This window comes from uncultured Solobacterium sp. (genome assembly GCF_963517755.1).
GTDB lineage: Bacteria > Bacillota_I > Bacilli_A > Erysipelotrichales > Erysipelotrichaceae > Bulleidia.
The window spans coordinates 31,860-49,493 of sequence record NZ_CAUQGG010000011.1 but is presented as its reverse complement, the minus strand read 5'-3'; the positions used below and the strand labels follow the sequence as shown (position 1 = coordinate 49,493).

General features: G+C 33.6%; 21 protein-coding genes and 1 pseudogene. 20 read left to right on the top strand and 2 right to left on the bottom strand.

Annotated elements, in window-relative coordinates:
• From RWM19_RS07205 to RWM19_RS09015, 9 genes and pseudogenes are all read left to right on the top strand, one after another.
• Positions 1-107, top strand: a 107-nt coding sequence (locus tag RWM19_RS07205; RefSeq protein WP_313985425.1) for an MptD family putative ECF transporter S component, incomplete at its 5' end; no start/stop codon positions are given.
• A gap of 778 nt (positions 108-885) precedes the next feature.
• Positions 886-1,845: a helix-turn-helix domain-containing protein gene (locus tag RWM19_RS07200; RefSeq protein ID WP_313985423.1), complete on the top strand. Its 960-nt coding sequence runs from the start codon at positions 886-888 to the stop codon at positions 1,843-1,845.
• Positions 1,846-2,025: 180 nt separating this feature from the next.
• Positions 2,026-2,604, top strand: coding sequence for an MptD family putative ECF transporter S component (locus tag RWM19_RS07195; protein ID WP_313985420.1), 579 nt, complete (start codon positions 2,026-2,028; stop codon positions 2,602-2,604).
• Positions 2,604-3,284, top strand: a complete 681-nt coding sequence (locus RWM19_RS07190; RefSeq protein ID WP_313985419.1) for an energy-coupling factor transporter transmembrane component T — start codon at positions 2,604-2,606, stop codon at positions 3,282-3,284. The genes RWM19_RS07195 and RWM19_RS07190 overlap by 1 nt, the downstream gene beginning before the upstream one ends.
• Before the next feature lie 16 nt (positions 3,285-3,300).
• Positions 3,301-4,746 carry an ABC transporter ATP-binding protein gene (locus RWM19_RS07185; RefSeq protein ID WP_313985417.1) on the top strand — a complete coding sequence of 482 codons (1,446 nt, stop codon included), beginning with the start codon at positions 3,301-3,303 and terminating at the stop codon, positions 4,744-4,746.
• 31 nt (positions 4,747-4,777) lie between these two features.
• Complete coding sequence (locus tag RWM19_RS07180) at positions 4,778-6,505, top strand: ABC transporter ATP-binding protein (RefSeq protein WP_313985415.1); 1,728 nt, start codon at positions 4,778-4,780, stop codon at positions 6,503-6,505.
• Positions 6,489-8,225, top strand: a complete 1,737-nt coding sequence (locus RWM19_RS07175) for an ABC transporter ATP-binding protein (protein WP_313985412.1) — start codon at positions 6,489-6,491, stop codon at positions 8,223-8,225. Before RWM19_RS07180 ends, RWM19_RS07175 begins: the two co-directional genes overlap by 17 nt.
• A gap of 19 nt (positions 8,226-8,244) precedes the next feature.
• Positions 8,245-8,616, top strand: a pseudogene (locus tag RWM19_RS07170) (MATE family efflux transporter); the annotation flags it as partial.
• A 135-nt stretch (positions 8,617-8,751) separates the two neighbouring features.
• Entirely contained in the window at positions 8,752-8,907 is a 156-nt protein-coding gene (locus tag RWM19_RS09015; RefSeq protein WP_399553448.1) for an HNH endonuclease signature motif containing protein, read from the top strand.
• Here RWM19_RS09015 and RWM19_RS07165 read toward each other — a convergent pair whose 3' ends face one another.
• Both RWM19_RS07165 and RWM19_RS07160 read right to left on the bottom strand, forming a co-directional pair.
• A complete protein-coding gene (locus RWM19_RS07165) occupies positions 8,908-9,228 on the bottom strand; it encodes a type II toxin-antitoxin system RelE/ParE family toxin (protein ID WP_313985410.1) in 321 nt (106 codons plus the stop codon).
• Positions 9,206-9,478, bottom strand: coding sequence for a type II toxin-antitoxin system Phd/YefM family antitoxin (locus RWM19_RS07160; RefSeq protein WP_313985407.1), 273 nt, complete (start codon positions 9,476-9,478; stop codon positions 9,206-9,208). Before RWM19_RS07160 ends, RWM19_RS07165 begins: the two co-directional genes overlap by 23 nt.
• A 238-nt stretch (positions 9,479-9,716) precedes the next feature.
• On the opposite strand from RWM19_RS07160, the gene RWM19_RS07155 reads away from it, so the two are divergent.
• The 11 genes from RWM19_RS07155 (at position 9,717) to RWM19_RS07110 (ending at position 17,555) form a co-directional block, all read left to right on the top strand.
• Positions 9,717-10,010 carry an antitoxin gene (locus tag RWM19_RS07155; protein ID WP_313985404.1) on the top strand — a complete coding sequence of 98 codons (294 nt, stop codon included), beginning with the start codon at positions 9,717-9,719 and terminating at the stop codon, positions 10,008-10,010.
• Positions 10,011-10,083: 73 nt separating this feature from the next.
• Positions 10,084-10,338, top strand: a complete 255-nt coding sequence (locus RWM19_RS09010; RefSeq protein WP_399553447.1) for a type II toxin-antitoxin system RelE/ParE family toxin — start codon at positions 10,084-10,086, stop codon at positions 10,336-10,338.
• 62 nt (positions 10,339-10,400) lie between these two features.
• Positions 10,401-10,835, top strand: a complete 435-nt coding sequence (locus RWM19_RS07150) for a LytTR family DNA-binding domain-containing protein (protein ID WP_313985402.1) — start codon at positions 10,401-10,403, stop codon at positions 10,833-10,835.
• Position 10,836: 1 nt separating this feature from the next.
• Entirely contained in the window at positions 10,837-11,271 is a 435-nt protein-coding gene (locus RWM19_RS07145) for a DUF3021 family protein (protein ID WP_313985399.1), read from the top strand.
• A 146-nt stretch (positions 11,272-11,417) separates the two neighbouring features.
• Positions 11,418-12,329, top strand: coding sequence for an ABC transporter ATP-binding protein (locus RWM19_RS07140; RefSeq protein ID WP_313985397.1), 912 nt, complete (start codon positions 11,418-11,420; stop codon positions 12,327-12,329).
• A gap of 1 nt (position 12,330) precedes the next feature.
• Complete coding sequence (locus RWM19_RS07135; protein ID WP_313985394.1) at positions 12,331-13,251, top strand: ABC transporter permease; 921 nt, start codon at positions 12,331-12,333, stop codon at positions 13,249-13,251.
• A gap of 95 nt (positions 13,252-13,346) precedes the next feature.
• On the top strand, positions 13,347-14,393 hold the full coding sequence (locus tag RWM19_RS07130) for a Fic family protein (protein WP_313985392.1): 1,047 nt from the start codon (positions 13,347-13,349) through the stop codon (positions 14,391-14,393).
• 43 nt (positions 14,394-14,436) lie between these two features.
• Positions 14,437-15,432 (top strand): macro domain-containing protein, encoded by a 996-nt coding sequence (locus tag RWM19_RS07125; RefSeq protein ID WP_313985389.1) that lies wholly within the window; start codon positions 14,437-14,439, stop codon positions 15,430-15,432.
• An 87-nt stretch (positions 15,433-15,519) separates the two neighbouring features.
• Positions 15,520-16,179: a hypothetical protein gene (locus RWM19_RS07120; RefSeq protein WP_313985386.1), complete on the top strand. Its 660-nt coding sequence runs from the start codon at positions 15,520-15,522 to the stop codon at positions 16,177-16,179.
• Between the two features lie 115 nt (positions 16,180-16,294).
• A complete protein-coding gene (locus RWM19_RS07115; protein ID WP_313985383.1) occupies positions 16,295-16,624 on the top strand; it encodes a hypothetical protein in 330 nt (109 codons plus the stop codon).
• Positions 16,625-16,793: 169 nt separating this feature from the next.
• Positions 16,794-17,555 carry a CPBP family intramembrane glutamic endopeptidase gene (locus tag RWM19_RS07110; protein ID WP_294023834.1) on the top strand — a complete coding sequence of 254 codons (762 nt, stop codon included), beginning with the start codon at positions 16,794-16,796 and terminating at the stop codon, positions 17,553-17,555.
• Positions 17,556-17,634: the final 79 nt, after the last annotated feature.

The window sequence follows — 17,634 nt, the reverse complement described above, 5'->3', positions numbered from 1 at the left end:
CGTGGGCAGTAGGATTTGGCTTGATAACTTTTGTTCTTGCTTGCATAGGAGCATTCGTTGCAACAAGGATACTTAAAAAACATTTTGAAAAAGCTGGAATGATTTAATCAATCTTTGTTTGTTAGAAAAATAAAAATGGACTAAATAATGGAGATAATTGCTATGTATTATTTAGGGTCTGTTATTCATATAGAAAAAAACAATAGACCTTTTTGATACTGGTAATTATCATAAAAAATCAATTTAAAATATAAGGAAAGAGCATGTTTCTTTCATTTCAGAGGACTTATTATACCTATGTGCAGAAGTCCTCCTTTTTTGTTAAAAAACGCAGACAAAAAAGAAATGGAGGGAATAAAATGCCAAAAGAATATTACCTTTATGTCAACGCTCAAGTGAAAAGTTAAATTCCACTTCTAAAGAATAAAAAATAAAGTGGAAGTAAGTTATTCAGAAATAGTACTATTAAGGGTCAATAACCTAAGATGGTACTATTTTTAAGTTGAAAATGATTATATTTTAGTTAGAATGAAGATGAAGTTACAGAAAAATGAGCGCATAAAAGGCAGGCAGAATCTACTGTTCAAAAAATTTGTAAGAGTTGATTCTACTTCGTTCTCTGATGAAAGTTAAATACCGACCCTTCGTGTGTGATTGATTTTGAAACTTTTGAGTTATCTTCTTACTTTAGAAGATATGGTTTTAGAATTACTTCGTCTGCAGCGATTTCGGTAATTCCAAAATCATGAAGTCTCTTAGCCATTTCTTCGTTGTAGAAATGGAGCAGCTGTATGGATGATCTTCCGTGCAGCTTTTCTTTGTGCGTTATGTTAAGTTATTATGGTACAATATTTAAACATGAGAAAAAAAGAGATGAGAAAAGAAATGGAATTAAATAAAAATAATGTTATTGAAAATGCTTATGATAAACTCTTTTTCACAGAAAAAAAACAGACAAAAGGTATACAAATATATTGCTTAAACAATGATACAGGAACGGGTAAAATGCGTTGTTATAATCTTTTGGAAGGAATTCAACTCTCTTACAATACTTTGAATATGCAAACTACTTATCAAAAGATAGAGCCTAAGGAGGGTATGTTACAGATTGATCATTGTTTAGAAGGTTGTTATGAATTTATTTTAGAAAATAACGAGCATGCTTTTTTAGGGAGTGGAGATTTAAGCATTGTTGATCTTGGCAAAGCTTTATTTAAAAATTCTTGTATCCCTATGAAGAGATATGTTGGACTTTCACTTTTTATTGATATAAATGTGGCTCAAAAATCAATTGATAAATATTTTCCGTATGGAAATATTGATTTGCATAAATTACGAGACAGATTGTGTAAAAATGGAGTATCTTTGATTATACGTTCTCGTGATGGAATAAATCATATTATCAACGAACTCTATGAGGTAGATGAAAGAGTAAAGCTTCCATACTCTATTATAAAAACGATAGAGTTACTTTTGTTTTTAGGTTTGATAGAATCAAAAGATACAGAACTGTTTTCATCATTTTCTGAACCAGTATACAGAGCAACTCAAGAGTGTTATAAAATGATTATAGAAAATCCTTTTGAATGGATGAAGATAAGAGATTTAGCGAAAAAGTTTGCTGTTTCCGAATCAAGTCTTAAAAATTGCTTTCAATGTATTTCTGGGAAATCTATAGGTGCTTTTATGAGGGAAAACAGAATAAAAGAAGCATCGATTCTTTTGAATAAAAAACCATACTTAAGTATAGGGGAACTTGCCGAGATGACCGGTTATGAAAATCAAAGCAAGTTTTCAAAGGCGTTTAAAAGTATTATGGGTAAAAATCCAAGTGAATTTAAGTGAGAATAATTTGTCTTTTTGGAGTTAAAAAATACCCAATTGGTTATAGAGAACTTTTAACTTTGCAGGCATACTTAACATGGATGGTGATATAAGGCACTGGTGCACCAGTGCCTTATATTTTTCATCAGGGTTAGTTAAAACTAACAAATTAAGAACTGGAATTTAGGAGGGAAGTTCATTATGAAGTTAAAAGACATTATTCAAATCACTGTATTTACGGTTATTGCTTTTGTTTTAGGAATGGCTGTATCAATGGGTACAGGAATGTTAGGAACTGTTTCACTTTATGTTGCAAGTGGTTTTTCTGCACTTGTGATAGCGCCGCCATTTGTTGTAATGGCAAAAAAGATTAAGAAAAAACCTTCAGCATTTATATTTTTCATGTTGTTGGCTATTTTTTGGTCGTTAATGGGATATTGGCCTATGCTAATTATAAATTTAGTCGCAGGAATTGTAGCTGAAATTATCATTGGAAATTATGAAAATGATAAACGAGTGGCAGCGGCAGTTGCAACTGGAATGTTTATAATTTCAATGCATGCTATGACTTTTGTTAAAGTTTTAGGTCCACAAAAATTAGTAGAAGTTTTTAGTGTTTTTTCTCCAGAACAAGCACAATTTATGCATATGTTTTTCACACCTAAAGCCATGCTAATTTCTATTGCAATAAATATTGTTTTGGTCATTTTAGCCGGTACTTTCGGAATGTATATAAATAATAAATTTTTTGAAAAAAGAAAAGAAAAAGGAATACTTTGATGCAAAAAAACACAATAAAAGAGACTTGCATAGTTAATAGTATAGTTTTGTTTATTCTTATCGTTTCATTCTCTATCACGCTTTTTATTACTGATAAGCTTGGCTATTATATTATGCTAGCGGTTTCGTTTGTTTTGTTGCTAACGCATTCAAAAAAAATATTTCTTAACATGTCTACAAAGTATTTGTTTCTCATACTACTTTTGTACTTATTAAAGAAACTTCCTTATGGACTTGGAGTGGCGTCTTTTATGGGCTTGCTTTTAATTGGAATAAAGCTTTTTCCCATTTTTACTTTAGGTAGAATACTAATAGCTTTATCGCCGCTTACTATAATGAGTTCATTAAGGAAAATCGGAATTTCCAATAATTTTAATCTAAGTGTTGCTACGGGACTTAGATTTATGGGTGAAATGAACATAAGACTTAAAGAGATACGAAACGGAATGAAAGTAAGAGGCTTAGCAATAAGCCTCTTACACCCTATACGTTCGTTTGAGCTTTATCTTATTCCATTGATGTACAAATGTCTTCATGTAAGTGAAACCTTGACATCTTCCATTATTTCAAAAGGTGCAGAATATGAGATAGAAAAAACAAGTTACAACTCTACTAAATATAGTGTTTTTGATTTGTTTTGCATATGCATTTCCATTTATTTAGTATGGAGAGTTCTATAAAAATGGGAGAATATTAATGAATATTTTAGATGTCAAAATCAACAAATTTAAGTATAAAAACAGCAAAGAGATTATCTTAAAAAATTTAAGTTTAAGCGTTGAACCGGGTGAATTGATTGTTATAACCGGTCTTTCAGGTTGTGGGAAAACAACCTTAACAAGAATATTAAACGGATTAATTCCTAATCACTATGAGGGTGATTTAGATGGGGAAGTAAATTTATTTAATAAAAATTTGCTGGACTACGAAAAAGGTGAACTTGCAAAATATATTGGCAATGTATTTCAAAATCCATCGGATCAGTTTTTTGCTACCATTGCGGAAGAAGAAGTCGCCTTTGTCGGAGAAAACTTAGGAATGCCCCTTGAGGAATTAAAACAAAAAACAAAAGAAGCCTTTGAAAAAATGGGAATTAGCGACTTGATGGACAAGAAACTTTCCGAACTTTCCGGAGGACAAAAGCAAAAAGTAGCAATTGCTTCCACTTTGCTATATGATACCAAAATTATTTTCTTTGACGAGCCTTCCTCCAATTTGGATTATCAAGGGATTGCTCAGTTTAGAGATATTATTCGCAGATTAAGAGCGATGGGGAAAACAATCCTTGTTGCGGAACATCGATTGTTCTTTTTAAATGATTTATATGACCGCTTAATCTATATGAAAGATGGGACGATCGAAAGGGTGTTTTCTCAAGGAGAACTCACAGAGAATGACTGCAAAAAATATGGATTGCGAGCAATCAGTTATAGGTCCCTGAAAGCACAAAACTTGGGTGCGGAACAAGAGAAGGCTGCGAGTATCGTGGATTTAAGTATCAATATCGGGAAACAGGAACTCATAAAGAATCTTTCCTTTGATCTTCATTATGGAGAAATCATGGCAATCATCGGGAAAAATGGAATCGGGAAAACAACATTAGGAAGAACTTTGGCAGGCATAATTAAAAATAAAGGGAAAATAAGCTATGGAAAAACAACGAAAGAAAGATTGAAGCAATCATACTATATGATGCAGGATGTGGATTATCAAATTTTCTTTGATACGGTGGAAAATGAACTGATCCCTAAGAATAAAGTGAAAGATAGTGAATATCTGAAAGAAGTCACCTCCTACATTAGGGCGATTGATTTGTGGGATAAAAAAATGGATCATCCGCAAGAACTTTCCGGTGGGCAAAAGCAAAGGCTTGCACTTGCCACTGCCTTTTTAAGTAAAAGGAAAATCATTATTTTGGACGAGCCGACTTCAGGGCTTGATTGCAAAAGAATGAAAGAAATAGGAGCTATGATAAGGAAGTATGCGACTAAGAGACCGGTGGTTATTATTACCCATGATTTAGAACTTCTCTTTGAGGTGTGTAATACGGTGCTGATGATTGATGACAAGACTTATAAAAAAATACCTGTAAAAGAGAATGAAGTTGAAATATCGGATTTTTTATTTGCTTCCATAGGATAAAAATTTTTGGTATCAAAGGAGGATACAGATTATGAATTTAATCAAACAGTATGTAAAAGAATATAAGAACACTTACATTCAATCTGTTCTATTGGCAGTTTTAGGAGTGGTATCCGGTCTTGCCGCATATATCATATTAGCAAAAATGATTGTAGGACTGATTGGAAAAAACACAGAATTCGGATTTTATTTGCAATACGGTCTTATGGTATTAGCCGCAATGGTCTTGAAAGAAATCTTTGCGGCGGCTTCCACCTCCATATCGCATCAGGCAACGTTTTATTCCTTAAAAAAGATAAGGGAAGAAATTTCTAAAAAACTGTTTCGGATGCCCCTTGGAAAGGTTATGAATATTTCTTCCGGTAAGCTCAAGAATATTATTGTGGATCAGGTGGATTCTATGGAAACAACCTTAGCACATATTATTCCTGAAATGACTGCCAATATCATCGGTCCGATTCTCTTGCTGATTTATATGTTTATTTTGGATTGGAGATTAGCACTTGTTTCCCTGATCCCTCTTGTGATTGGAATGTTCTGTATGAAATCGGTGATGGCATCTTATGGGAAAAAGTATCAGCAATCGGTGGAAATCAATCAGAAAATGAATAACGCAGTGGTGGAATATATCGGAGGAATTGAGGTCATCAAGATGTTCAATCAAAGCGAAGCCTCCTATCAGAAATACAGTGAAGCGGTCCATGAAAATGCGGCATTTTATTATCATTGGATGAAAGAAACGATGATTGGTGTATCTGCATACAGAAAAATTTCACCTATGTCCTTGCTTACAATCCTGCCGTTAGGAGTTTATTTCTATTTAAATGGTTCCTTAACAATAGCGACTTTTATAACCATCATTGTACTTTCTTTTGGAACGGTAGAAAATATATTGACGGCGACCAATTATATGGATGATCTGTCCAGAATAGGAACGATTACAAAGGAAATCGGATTGATTTTAGATGCTCCTGATCTTGAACATGGGAAAGGGAATGTTTCGTTATCTGGTAGTGATATTGAACTGAAAAATGTGGATTTTTCTTATACGGAAGATAAGAAAGTATTAGAAGGGGTCAGTTTGACGATTGGGGAAAATCAGGTAACGGCATTTGTCGGTCCGTCAGGAGGCGGAAAGTCAACCATTACGAAGCTGATTGCAGGTTTTTGGAATGCAGATGCCGGAGAAGTAATAATCGGGGGAAAAAACATCAAAGAGATTCCGCTGGAACAGTTATCCGAAACCATCTCTTATGTATCACAGGACAACTATCTATTTGATATGTCTGTCAGAGAAAATATAAGAATCGGAAAACCGTCGGCAAGTGATAAGGAAGTAGAGGAAATGGCAAAATTATCCGGTTGTGATGAATTTATCCGAGGGTTATCCGCCGGGTATGACACGATTGTGGGAGAAGGCGGAGGACATTTGTCCGGAGGAGAAAAGCAACGAATTTCTATCGCAAGAGCCATGCTGAAAAATGCACCAATCGTCATTTTAGATGAAGCAACCTCCTATATGGATACTGAAAATGAGAGTATCGTTCAGGAAGCCATCAGCAATTTGGTGAAAGGAAAAACATTGATTTTAATTGCACATAGGCTTAGAACCGTTGTTAATGCAGATAAAATATTTGTGGTCAAAAACGGGAAGATTGAAAGCTGTGGACAGCATGAGGAGCTTTTAGAAACATCAAAAGTCTATTCCTCTTTGTGGAAAACTGCGGGAAAGGAGGAGCGTTATGATTACAGTATTTAAGAAAATATGGAACTTTGCGGAAAAGGAACAATCGAATATACGAAAGTCCATTATTGTCAGCTTCCTTTGTGCGGCGTTTAACGCAATGCAAATGGGTGGTGTGTATTATGTTCTCGTTAAAATATTTGACGAAACTCTTTCTGTGAAGGATATAGCCGTTGTCTTAGGGATTCTTCTTATCAGCTTAGTCGGAAAGATTATCACACAATATGTTTCTCAGCTGGAACAAACGCATGCCGGCTATTTTATGGCAGCGGATAAAAGAATTCGTATTGGAAACAAGCTGAAAAAAGTACCGATGGGATTTTTCAGTGAATTCAGCTTAGGAAAGATTACAACAATGAGTACAACCACTCTCAGCCAGATTGAAATGCAGGTACCGATGTTGCTTGTGCTTGTTTTAGGCGGATTACTCAATACTTTTGTTTTTGCCTTAGCCTTGTTTTATTTGCATATAATGGTGGGGATCACCGCAGTTTTAGGAATCCTTGCATTTTTTATTGTCACTTATTTTATGGAGAAAAAGTCAAGAGAAAATGCAAGTGAAATTGGCATCGCTCAAACGCATTTGACAAAACAGGTACTGGAAACCGTACAGGGAATACAGGTGATTAAATCATACAATTTAGGCGGTAAGAATAATAAAGAACTTAGCAATGCATTTGAAGAAAACTGTAATATTACAATGAAACTTGAAAAAACTATGACTCCATATATCGCCTTGCAGAGAATTGTCCTTGGAATCAGTATTGCCGCTATTATTATTTTATCTGCCAAGTATTACATGGAGGGAAATATGATTTTGGCAGATGCAATTATGTCGATGATTGCCGGTTTTATTATCTTTGAGGGAATCAAGGCGGCAGGAAGTTCTATGGCAATACTGAGAATTGCGGAAAACTCCATCGACAGCTTGAAATATTTGGAACAGATTCCTGAAATAAAAGAAGGACAGGAAACAAGTCCAATCCGTCACCCTAGTATTGAATTTAAAGATGTTTCTTTCGCTTATGATGAAAAGACGATTTTAGATCATATTTCCTGTGAGATGAAGAAAAACACCATTACTGCCATTGTTGGTCCGTCCGGAAGTGGAAAGACGACTTTTTGCAATCTGATTGCAAGATTTTGGGATGTGAATACAGGAGAAATATTAATAGGTGGGAAGAACATCAAAGAGTATACTCTGCCCCATCTGATGAGTCATATCGCTATGGTATTTCAAAGTGTCTATCTCTTTGAAGATACGATTGAAAATAATATCAAGTTCGGTGTGCCAAATGCGACAAGAGAAGAAGTCATAGAAGCTGCTAAAAAGGCGATGTGCCATGATTTTATAGAAGCCTTGCCGAATGGGTACGATACATTGATTGGTGAAGGTGGAGCCACTCTTTCCGGTGGAGAAAAGCAGAGGATTTCCATTGCCAGAGCTATGTTGAAAGATGCCCCGATCGTCATTTTTGACGAAGCCACAGCAAATATTGATCCGGAAAATGAAGATAAGCTAAAGGCTGCTATTGAAGAACTGACAAAGAACAAAACCATTATTATGATTGCTCACAGACTTTCTACCATACGAAACGCCGATCAGATTTTAGTTTTAAATAACGGAAAAATAGAACAACGTGGAAATCATGAAGAACTAATGAGGCAAGGAGGTTTGTATAAAACATTGATCAATATGAAAAATAAAGCAACTGTTTGGAAGATTGCTAATTAGTGTGAAGGAGATGGTTAAAATGAAACAAAACATGAAAGAGCAATTGTTAACCAAGACACCATTATCACTAATGTTCCAACTATCCATTCCGGCAGTGATTGGAATGATTGTAATTGGACTGTACCCTCTCATGGACAGAATCTTTGCCAAAAAAATTATAGGACAAACAGCAATGACCGCTTGTGGTGTTGCAATGCCTCTCACCTTTTTTAACAGCGGTGTTTCAACCTTGTTTGGTGTAGGGTCTGCTTCTGTTCTATCAAGAGCAATCTGAAAAGGAGACCAGAAAACCGTAGATAAAATCATGGGGAACTTAATTTTTTGGGTGATTTTGTTTTCAGTTATCATTACAGTTGGAAGAATCCTCCTCGCACCAAACTTTTTAGATATGTGGAGACAGTAGTTTTGATGTCAAAAGTTTCACCCAAGAATTAAATAAAGTTTAGATGTTAAAGGCTTATTCTAAGACTATCATTAAAAGGTATCGGTAGTCAGAAGTAGGCCTTGTTTTTTTGTAAAAAAATAACTGAGAGGGAACATATCAAAAGTACATGATATTAAACCTTTCTCTGAACGTAGAAATTTTATTAAAAGTAATTTGATATCATTATGCAAATCATGTCATGCGAGAATTCATGTAGAAAGAGGAATTGTTAGAAAAATAACCACTCGTAAAGAATGATTATTTTATCAGTTCATCAATGTTTCGTTTTGAATATAGAATCCTACGAACTTCCATAGTGTTATCAATTATTACATAAAAAATCGAGAAGTTTCTTACATTGATTCTATAGTAGGGATGATTCCTAATCTTTGATGAATGATAGGGAGAAAAACTAAGAGGCATTTCAAGTCTTTTAACAATTGTCAGTTCTATATCATCAACCAAACGGTGATCCGAACTGGGATTTTGTAGCGTATTGGTTATATAATCAGTGACTTTAAGTAAATCTTCTTCAAATAACGGAAGAAAAGTTAATTTAAAGGTTTGTTTGTTCAGCAATTCTGTTCCTTACTTTATCAAAGACATCAGATTTAGAAAGGCGGATAGAAGAGTTTGCTGCAAATGCATCTGCTTCATCGAGGTTTCTTTCAATATCATCTGTAAGTGCAGAGTATTGTTCAATGCTCATAAGTACCATTGTTCCATAACCATTTTTAGTAAGGAACACCGGAGTGTTGGAATCTATAACAGTTTTTTCAATTTCTGGGAATTTGTTTCTTAAGTCAGAAACTGGACGAATATTAATCATAGTATTTACCTCCTTTAAATATCAATATAATATCATAATTCTATCTTAATTATAATAGATAGGAGAGATGTGAATCTCTATGAATCATTCCTTGGAGAACGGAAAAGGGAATCTTATATAGAATAATATAGTTATATCCATCATTGTCATACATAACAATGATGGATATTTTTTGAGTGCATCACCTTTTCTATGCTATTATGTATATACAAATTGTATTTACAAAGGAGTATTTGGAATGGCTAGTACACAAGTAGTAAATTTTCGTGCAGATTCAATATCTTATCAGAAGACAAAAGAAATCTTAGCGGATGAGAAAATTACAGTTTCGGATGTGCTGAATGCAGCGCTTAGAAAAATCGCAAACGGCACAGTTGATGCGAAGGAATTTGTTTCCAGTGATTTACAGGATACACAGTATCAAATAGCTTTTGAGAATTTAAAGAAAGAAATTTTAGTTGGACATCAAGAAATTGCTCTAGGTAAGGTCACGTCTCTATCTGACGTTAGAAATGACTTCAATCTTGACTAATTTAAAATGAAGTCTTGTTTTCCTTGCAAATAAGTGAAAGAAAACTAATGGAAATTTATAACGATATTGATATATTTTTTATAGTCAGCAATCTGCTGATGGAAAAATAGATTTAATTTTAAGTGCTCTTGAAACTTTGGAAATGTTTCCAGAAGTCTGTCCATTAGTTTCAAGTAGGAGATATGGTGAGATGACTAGTGATGGTAAATCTTATCGATATATGCCAATAGAAAGCTATTTAGCATTTTATTACATTGACAATCACAAAGTATTTGTAGCTCGTATCTTAAGTGCAAAACAAGATTGGGCTAAGATTTTCTATAAATGAACTTGTATTTTAAAGTAATAAATATTGATAGAATTAGGACTGCATATGTAGGTGGTGATATCGTGAAGGTTGATATTAAAAAAGTAAATTCATATGATGATGAACATGCTGAGTTAAGCGTTGTTGAAGTAACGGATACAATTCAAAATGCAATCGATACACTTGAGAATAACTGTCGTGTTATCGCTGCACGATACAATGGTCAGACTGTCATGTGTCAGATTGATAAAATTTATTATATTGAATCTATAGATAAGAGAACATATATCTATACGAAGGATAATACGCTTGAAGTTTCATATCGACTATATGAACTTGAAAGTGAATTAACTCGTAATTTCTTCAGAGCCGCAAAGGCAATGATTATCAACATTCGAAAGATCAAATCTGTTAAATCTGAAATTAACGGTAGGATGACAGCAGAACTTTTGAATGGAGAACAAGTTATTATCGCAAGAAGTTATGTAAAAGAATTAAAAGAAAGGCTAGGAATCTAAAATGCAAAAAGCAAAAATTATTTTTTATCAAACGGTTATGATTTCGGCTGCTATTCTTTTTGGAATTGGAATACAGATGATTCTTCAACATTATATCTCAGGTACAGAGTCATTAAATTTAAGCTGGAATGTTCCTATTTCGATTTGTTTAACTGGATTTTTGTGTTCGCTTCCAACTTACTTTCTTTTAGATTTAGATAGTTTGAAGAAGAATGTAATGTGGATGAGAATAGTGATTCACTTTATATCAGTTGGTGGAATTGTAGTATTATGCGGTTATTTGTTTGATTGGTATGGCTCATTATTTAATGTTCAGTCAACTCTAGTTATGTATAGTATTATCTATATCTTTGTATGGTTTGTTACTGCATGGATTGCTAAGTCAGATGAGATTAAAATCAATGCAGCTATCAAAGATATGCAAGATTTAGAATGATTATTAAATCATAAAAATAGATGTTTTTAAAGAAAAAGTGCAACTTAGTAGCCTATATATGCAGGTTGGTAGAGTAGCACTTTTTTTATTATTTCATGATGATAAGATGCTGTCAGAAAGAAAAAGATTCAGGAGGAGTTATTACGATGAATGCAATTACAGTAAAAAACTTAACAAAGAAATATGACAAAAAGATTGCAGTGGATCATATCTCATTTGAGGTCAAAGAAGGAGAGTTCTTTGCCTTTCTAGGAGAGAATGGTGCAGGTAAATCTACAACGATAAATATGCTGTGTACAATCTTTGATAAAACAGAAGGTGATGTGGAAATATTTGATTATAAACTCGGAAAAGATGATGACAAGATACGAGAGAACATCGGTATTGTTTTTCAAAACTCTGTACTAGATGGAAAGTTAACAGTAAAAGAAAATCTTCTAACAAGGGCATCTTATTATGGTATTGGAAAAGATGAAATACTACAGCATTTGAATCCGTTAATGCAAGCATTTGAACTTGATAGTATCTGGAATCAAAAGTATGAGAGATTATCTGGAGGTCAGAGAAGAAGAGTTGATATTATTAGAGCTCTTTTACATAATCCAAAGATACTCTTTCTGGATGAACCAACAACTGGTCTTGATCCTATGTCTAGAAAAGTGGTGTGGGAGTATATTGACTATCTTCGTAAGGAAAAGCACATGACAATATTCCTTACAACACACTACATGGAAGAAGTAAGAGATGCTGATAGAGTAGTAATTCTAGATAAAGGACATATTGTGGCGAATGATACTCCAGCTGGTTTAAAGAATAAGTATACAAATACAAAATTGATTTGGTACACGCAACAAGATTGTGAAAATGAGAAGTTAATCAGTGACTTTGAATATACGTATGAGGTTGACCACTATATCGTGAAGTTAGAATCACAAAAGGGTTTTAGTCTAACAGAATTTTTATATCTAAATCGTTATCATATTACTGATTATGAAGTCGTAAAAGGAAGTATGGATGATGTATTCCTGAACTTAACAGGTAGAAAGCTTGGTGAATAACATGAGAGGGTTTTTAGGACTAACAAAAAGAAATTTATTATTATTTTTTAAAGATAAGCAATCAATACTATTTTCATTACTAACATCAATGATTGTACTGGCATTATATTTATTATTCTTGAAAGATACATTTGTAAATGCGATGGATAGTGCAATCAACCAATTCCCAGGCTTATCTTCACTCATTGATAAAAATGATAAAGAGATGTTTGCAAATCTAATCTTGTTAACAGGTATTCTAGGTTCCGCAATGATAACTGTTCCTTATAACTGTTTGATTACTCTTGTAAAAGATAGAGAAAACAAGGTGGATTACGATATCCTTGCAACACCACTTAAAAGAGGACAGATTATTTTTTCATACTTTGTATCTGCAGCATTATCTTCAGCGATTCTTACAAGTATGATTCTTGCGATTGGCCTTGGAGTCATTGGCATGCAAGGAGATATCTATCTAGAAACAAGTGAGATTGTAAAGGCATTTGGTGTAGTGGCACTTGGATCTATCTCTGCAACTTCAATCTTTATGATTGTAGTATTGTTCTTCAAATCTGTAAGTGCTAGTGGTGCTTTCTTTGGGATGCTGTCTGCAGCCTCTGGATTTATCATTGGTGCATATATTCCTATTTCACAGTTTTCAGAAAGTGTACAAACAGTATGCAATATCTTTCCTGCAAGTCAGATTACAATTGTGCTAAGGAATGTCCTAATCAATGGATTATTGGAACATATGAATACATCGCTAGCAGGAGTAGATCAGGGCATGTTTGTGACAGTCATCAAAGAACTATTCTCATTTAAAGCTAGAATATTTGATGGATATTTAGATGAGACACAAATGTTGGGGTACATTACAGTATCAATTCTTGTATGTATTGTTGTACAAATTATTGTTTATTCTAAAACATATAAGAAAGCGTAATAGAGTAAAGATGACTTTTTCTCCTAATAAATTGTTTTATCCCTTAAAAAATAATATAATTTAAGGCATAAATTAATAATTAAGGGAGAAATAAAATGAGAAACTTTAATTATTCCAAAATAAAAGATATAAAATGGGACTCGGAAATCCTAAGTTTAGTTGCGTCAATTTATCGCTACCAAGGAAAACAAGAATTATATCTAAAACAAAGACCGAATGAACTGGAAAAGTTGATTGACATTGCGAAGATACAAAGCACAGAGTCTTCAAATGAAATTGAAGGTATTGTTACTACAAGTGTAAGACTTAAGCAATTATTAGAAGAAAAGACAACACCGCGAAATCGAAACGAACAAGAGATTGTAGGATATCGAGATGTACTAGATATTATTCATGAAAATTTTGATGTGATACCAATCTCAAGAAACTATATTTTGCAGATGCATAAAATTTTGTATAGTCATATGAATAATCCGCTTGCGGGGAAAACAAAGAATGTACAGAATTACATTAGTGCAACGTATCCAGATGGTCATTCAGAAGTTTTATTTACACCTCTTAGTCCATTTGAAACACCAGGTGCTTTGGATCGTATTTGTGATGAATACAATCGTGTAATCGGTAATTCTGAAGTAGAACCTATCATTATGATTCCTATTTTTATTCATGATTTTTTGTGCATTCATCCATTCAATGATGGTAATGGTAGATTGAGTAGATTGTTAACAACCCTTTTGTTATATAAGAATGGTTTTTATGTAGGTAGATATATATCACTTGAATCATTGATTGCTAGGGATAAAGCTGCATATTATGAAGCGCTTAACAAGGCAGGAGTGAATTGGCACGATGGAAATGAAGATGTGGTTCCATTTATCAAATATCTTTTGAGAATTATACTTGCCGCATATAAAGCATTTGATGATCGATTTAGTATTGTGGAAAATAAGCTATCTGCTGTAGAAATGGTGAGAAAAGCAACGTTACAAAAGCTTGGTCGGTTTACGAAACAAGATATTCGTGAACTATGTCCATCCTTAAGTATAAGTTCGATTGAAGGCTCACTAAGGAAACTAGTTGAAGAAGGTGAGCTTCGAAGAGAAGGGGTCGGACGTTCAACAAAGTATATCCGATTAAAATAGTATTACCTCAATTTATTTAAAGAATGAAAAATGGAGAATGAGTATGCCTTTTGAGATAATTAGAAATGATATTACAAAGATGAAGGTTGATGCAATTGTGAATGCCGCAAATAAATCTCTTTTAGGTGGCGGTGGTGTTGATGGTTGTATTCATCGTGCGGCAGGACCTGAATTACTTGCGGAGTGTAAGCTACTGAATGGTTGTGAAATAGGAAGTGCTAAGATTACAAAAGGATATCAATTACCATGCATGTATGTAATTCATGCTGTTGGACCACGATGGATTGATGGTAATCATCATGAAAAAGAATTATTAGAGTCCTGTTATACAACTTCATTACATTTAGCGAAGGAGTATGGTTGCAATTCCATTGCATTCCCATTAATCTCTTCGGGAATTTACGGGTATCCGAAAGTTCAAGCATTAAGGGTTGCAGTTGAACAGATTAGAAAGTTTCTTTTAGATAATGAGATGATGGTATATCTTGTGATATTTGATCGTAAATCATATGAAATAGGGGATAAATTATATTCTGATATCGAATCATATATTGATGATCAATATGTAGATGAATATTCTGATTCTTTATCTTTGCAAAAGCCTAGATTCGTAGGGTTTGATAATACATGTTTAAGAGAAGGTTCAGCACCACTTAGTTCTGCTGAACAAAAATCAATAATGGATTGGCTTAGTGATATTGATGAAAGCTTTTCGGAAATGTTATTAAGAAAAATTGATGAGAGTGGGATGAGTGATGCCGAGTGTTACAAGAAAGCAAACATCGATAGAAAACTTTTTTCAAAGATTCGTTCTGATAAATTATATAAGCCATCAAAACCAACAGTTATTGCATTTGCTTTAGCACTAGAGTTATCGATAGAAGAAATGCAGGACATGCTTGCAAAGGCTGGATTTGCATTATCACATTCTAGTAAGTTTGATTTGATAATTGAATACTTTGTAAAACAGGGGAATTACAATGTACATGAAATTAATGCGGTATTGTTTGCATTTGATCAAAGCTTGATTGGTGGATAAAAATGTCGCTTTACAGGCGACCATTACATCTGAATATATAGATACACTAAAGCCATACAAAAGGGAAACACCTTGGGAGGAAAGTGTATGAAAAAGAATTTAACAGAGATTATATTTATTTTGGATCGTAGTGGCTCGATGCAAGGACTTGAAAAGGATACGATTGGTGGATTTAACTCCTTGATTGAAAAACAGAAGAAGATTGAAGGAGATACGTTAATTTCAACTGTATTATTTGCAAATAAGAGTAAAGTGATTCATGATCGTATAGATGTGAAGGATGTCAAACCAATGACAGAAAACAATTATATAACTGGTGGATGTACAGCTTTATTAGATGCGATTGGAAATGCAATATATCATATTAGTAATATTCATAAGTATGCGCGAAAGGAAGATGTTCCTGAACACACTCTATTTGTGATTACAACTGATGGAATGGAGAATGCAAGTAAAACATATACATATCCAAAAGTGAAGAAGTTAATTGAGAATCAAAAAGAAAAGTATGGTTGGGAGTTTATGTTCTTAGGTGCGAATATTGATGCTGTTAATGTCGCAAGTTATATGGGTATTGATGAAAGTCGAGCAGTTAATTTCAATTGTGATAGTGAAGGGACAGAGTTAAACTACGAAGTTTTAAATGATGCAATTGGTGTTTTAAGAAAATGTAGTTATGTAAGTGCAGATTGGAAAAAGCGTATTGATAAAGATTTTAAAAAGCGTAGTAAATCTCATAATAAATAATTTTGATTAAGGGTAGAGTATAAGAACTCTGCCTTTTATTATGAAAAAAGAGTATATTATATTTAGATATATTTATTGGATTTATGGAATACAGTCAAATAGGAGGGTTATAAACATGGGTAATCTAATATGGCTGATTATAATGATTCCTTCAAGTCTTTTATTTACATGTATTGGGATTTATGCCTGGATGAGAAAGAAACCGATGTGGTATTGGGCAGGTGATACTGTACCTGAAGATGAGATTACAGATGTTTGTGCATATAATCGAGCAAATGGAATCATGTGGCTTTGTTTCTCATTGCCGCTCTGGATAGGGACAATAATTGGTGCATATCATAGCATAATTCTAGGCGCAAATATTATACTTGCAGATAGTACAGTTGGATTAGTCCTTATGATGATAACGTATACATTCATTCGTAAAAAGTATAAAAAGATATAACGTTGATTGATATTTACTAATTGGTATAATAAATATGCATGCATGTGTTCTTTGTTGGTAATTGGCTAAGATACTTTAACTTGGGGAAATTTAAAAGTTAGCAATATGGCTGCGGTGTAGTTAAGTGCTATAATGCATATAGTGAAAGTTATGAATTATGAGGTAACCTATGGACAAGAGTATTTCTAATAATAAAAAGGCGTTCCTATATTCTGTGATTACTGTTGTATGTACATTTATTCTAGGTGGAATTATCTTTGTGATAGCTCCTGAGAAATCTAATACGACAGCTAGTATTCTCTTTATACTATTGAATCTCATTCCGATGCTAATGGCATTTCTATTTACGTATCAGTCAAAAGAAGTTAATGGATTGTGGCAGTTTTTAGAGAAGGTCTTCTGTGGGGAAGAACGTTCTATTGTTTGGCTATTCGTCTTACTTGTACCAGTTGTTTATTATGGCATCTCCGTTTTATTAGGGAATGTAAAATTTACTGGTATGGCATTAGGTGCTGTAATAGCTTATTTTCCATGGACATTATTTCAAGGTGGACTTGAAGAGGTGGGTTGGAGATGGTATCTACAAGAACATCTTCAGTGTAAGAATTTCATTCTTAAAATGTTTGTAATATCTGTCATTTGGTTTGTATGGCATCTACCAATTTATAGGTTGCCATGGATTACTGCAGGATCTACAAATTACTTATTATTTTATTTGATGATACTTGGGAATACATTTATGCTTGGTGCAATCAAGGAATTCTCCAAGGGAGCGATACCATGCGTGCTTGCACATATGTTGATTGATAGTCTTGCGATACTTATGTTAGTGAAGAGCACGCTTGGACCACTTATCATTCTTGTAGTGCTCGAAGTGATACTATCGATATCTACTGTGTATTTCTTGAAAGATAAAAGCATCAATGCATGAAATAATACATGAATTTTGAAGCTCTCTGAGGGCTTCTTTTTGTTTGTGCATATTTTAACTATTGACGAGATATATAGCA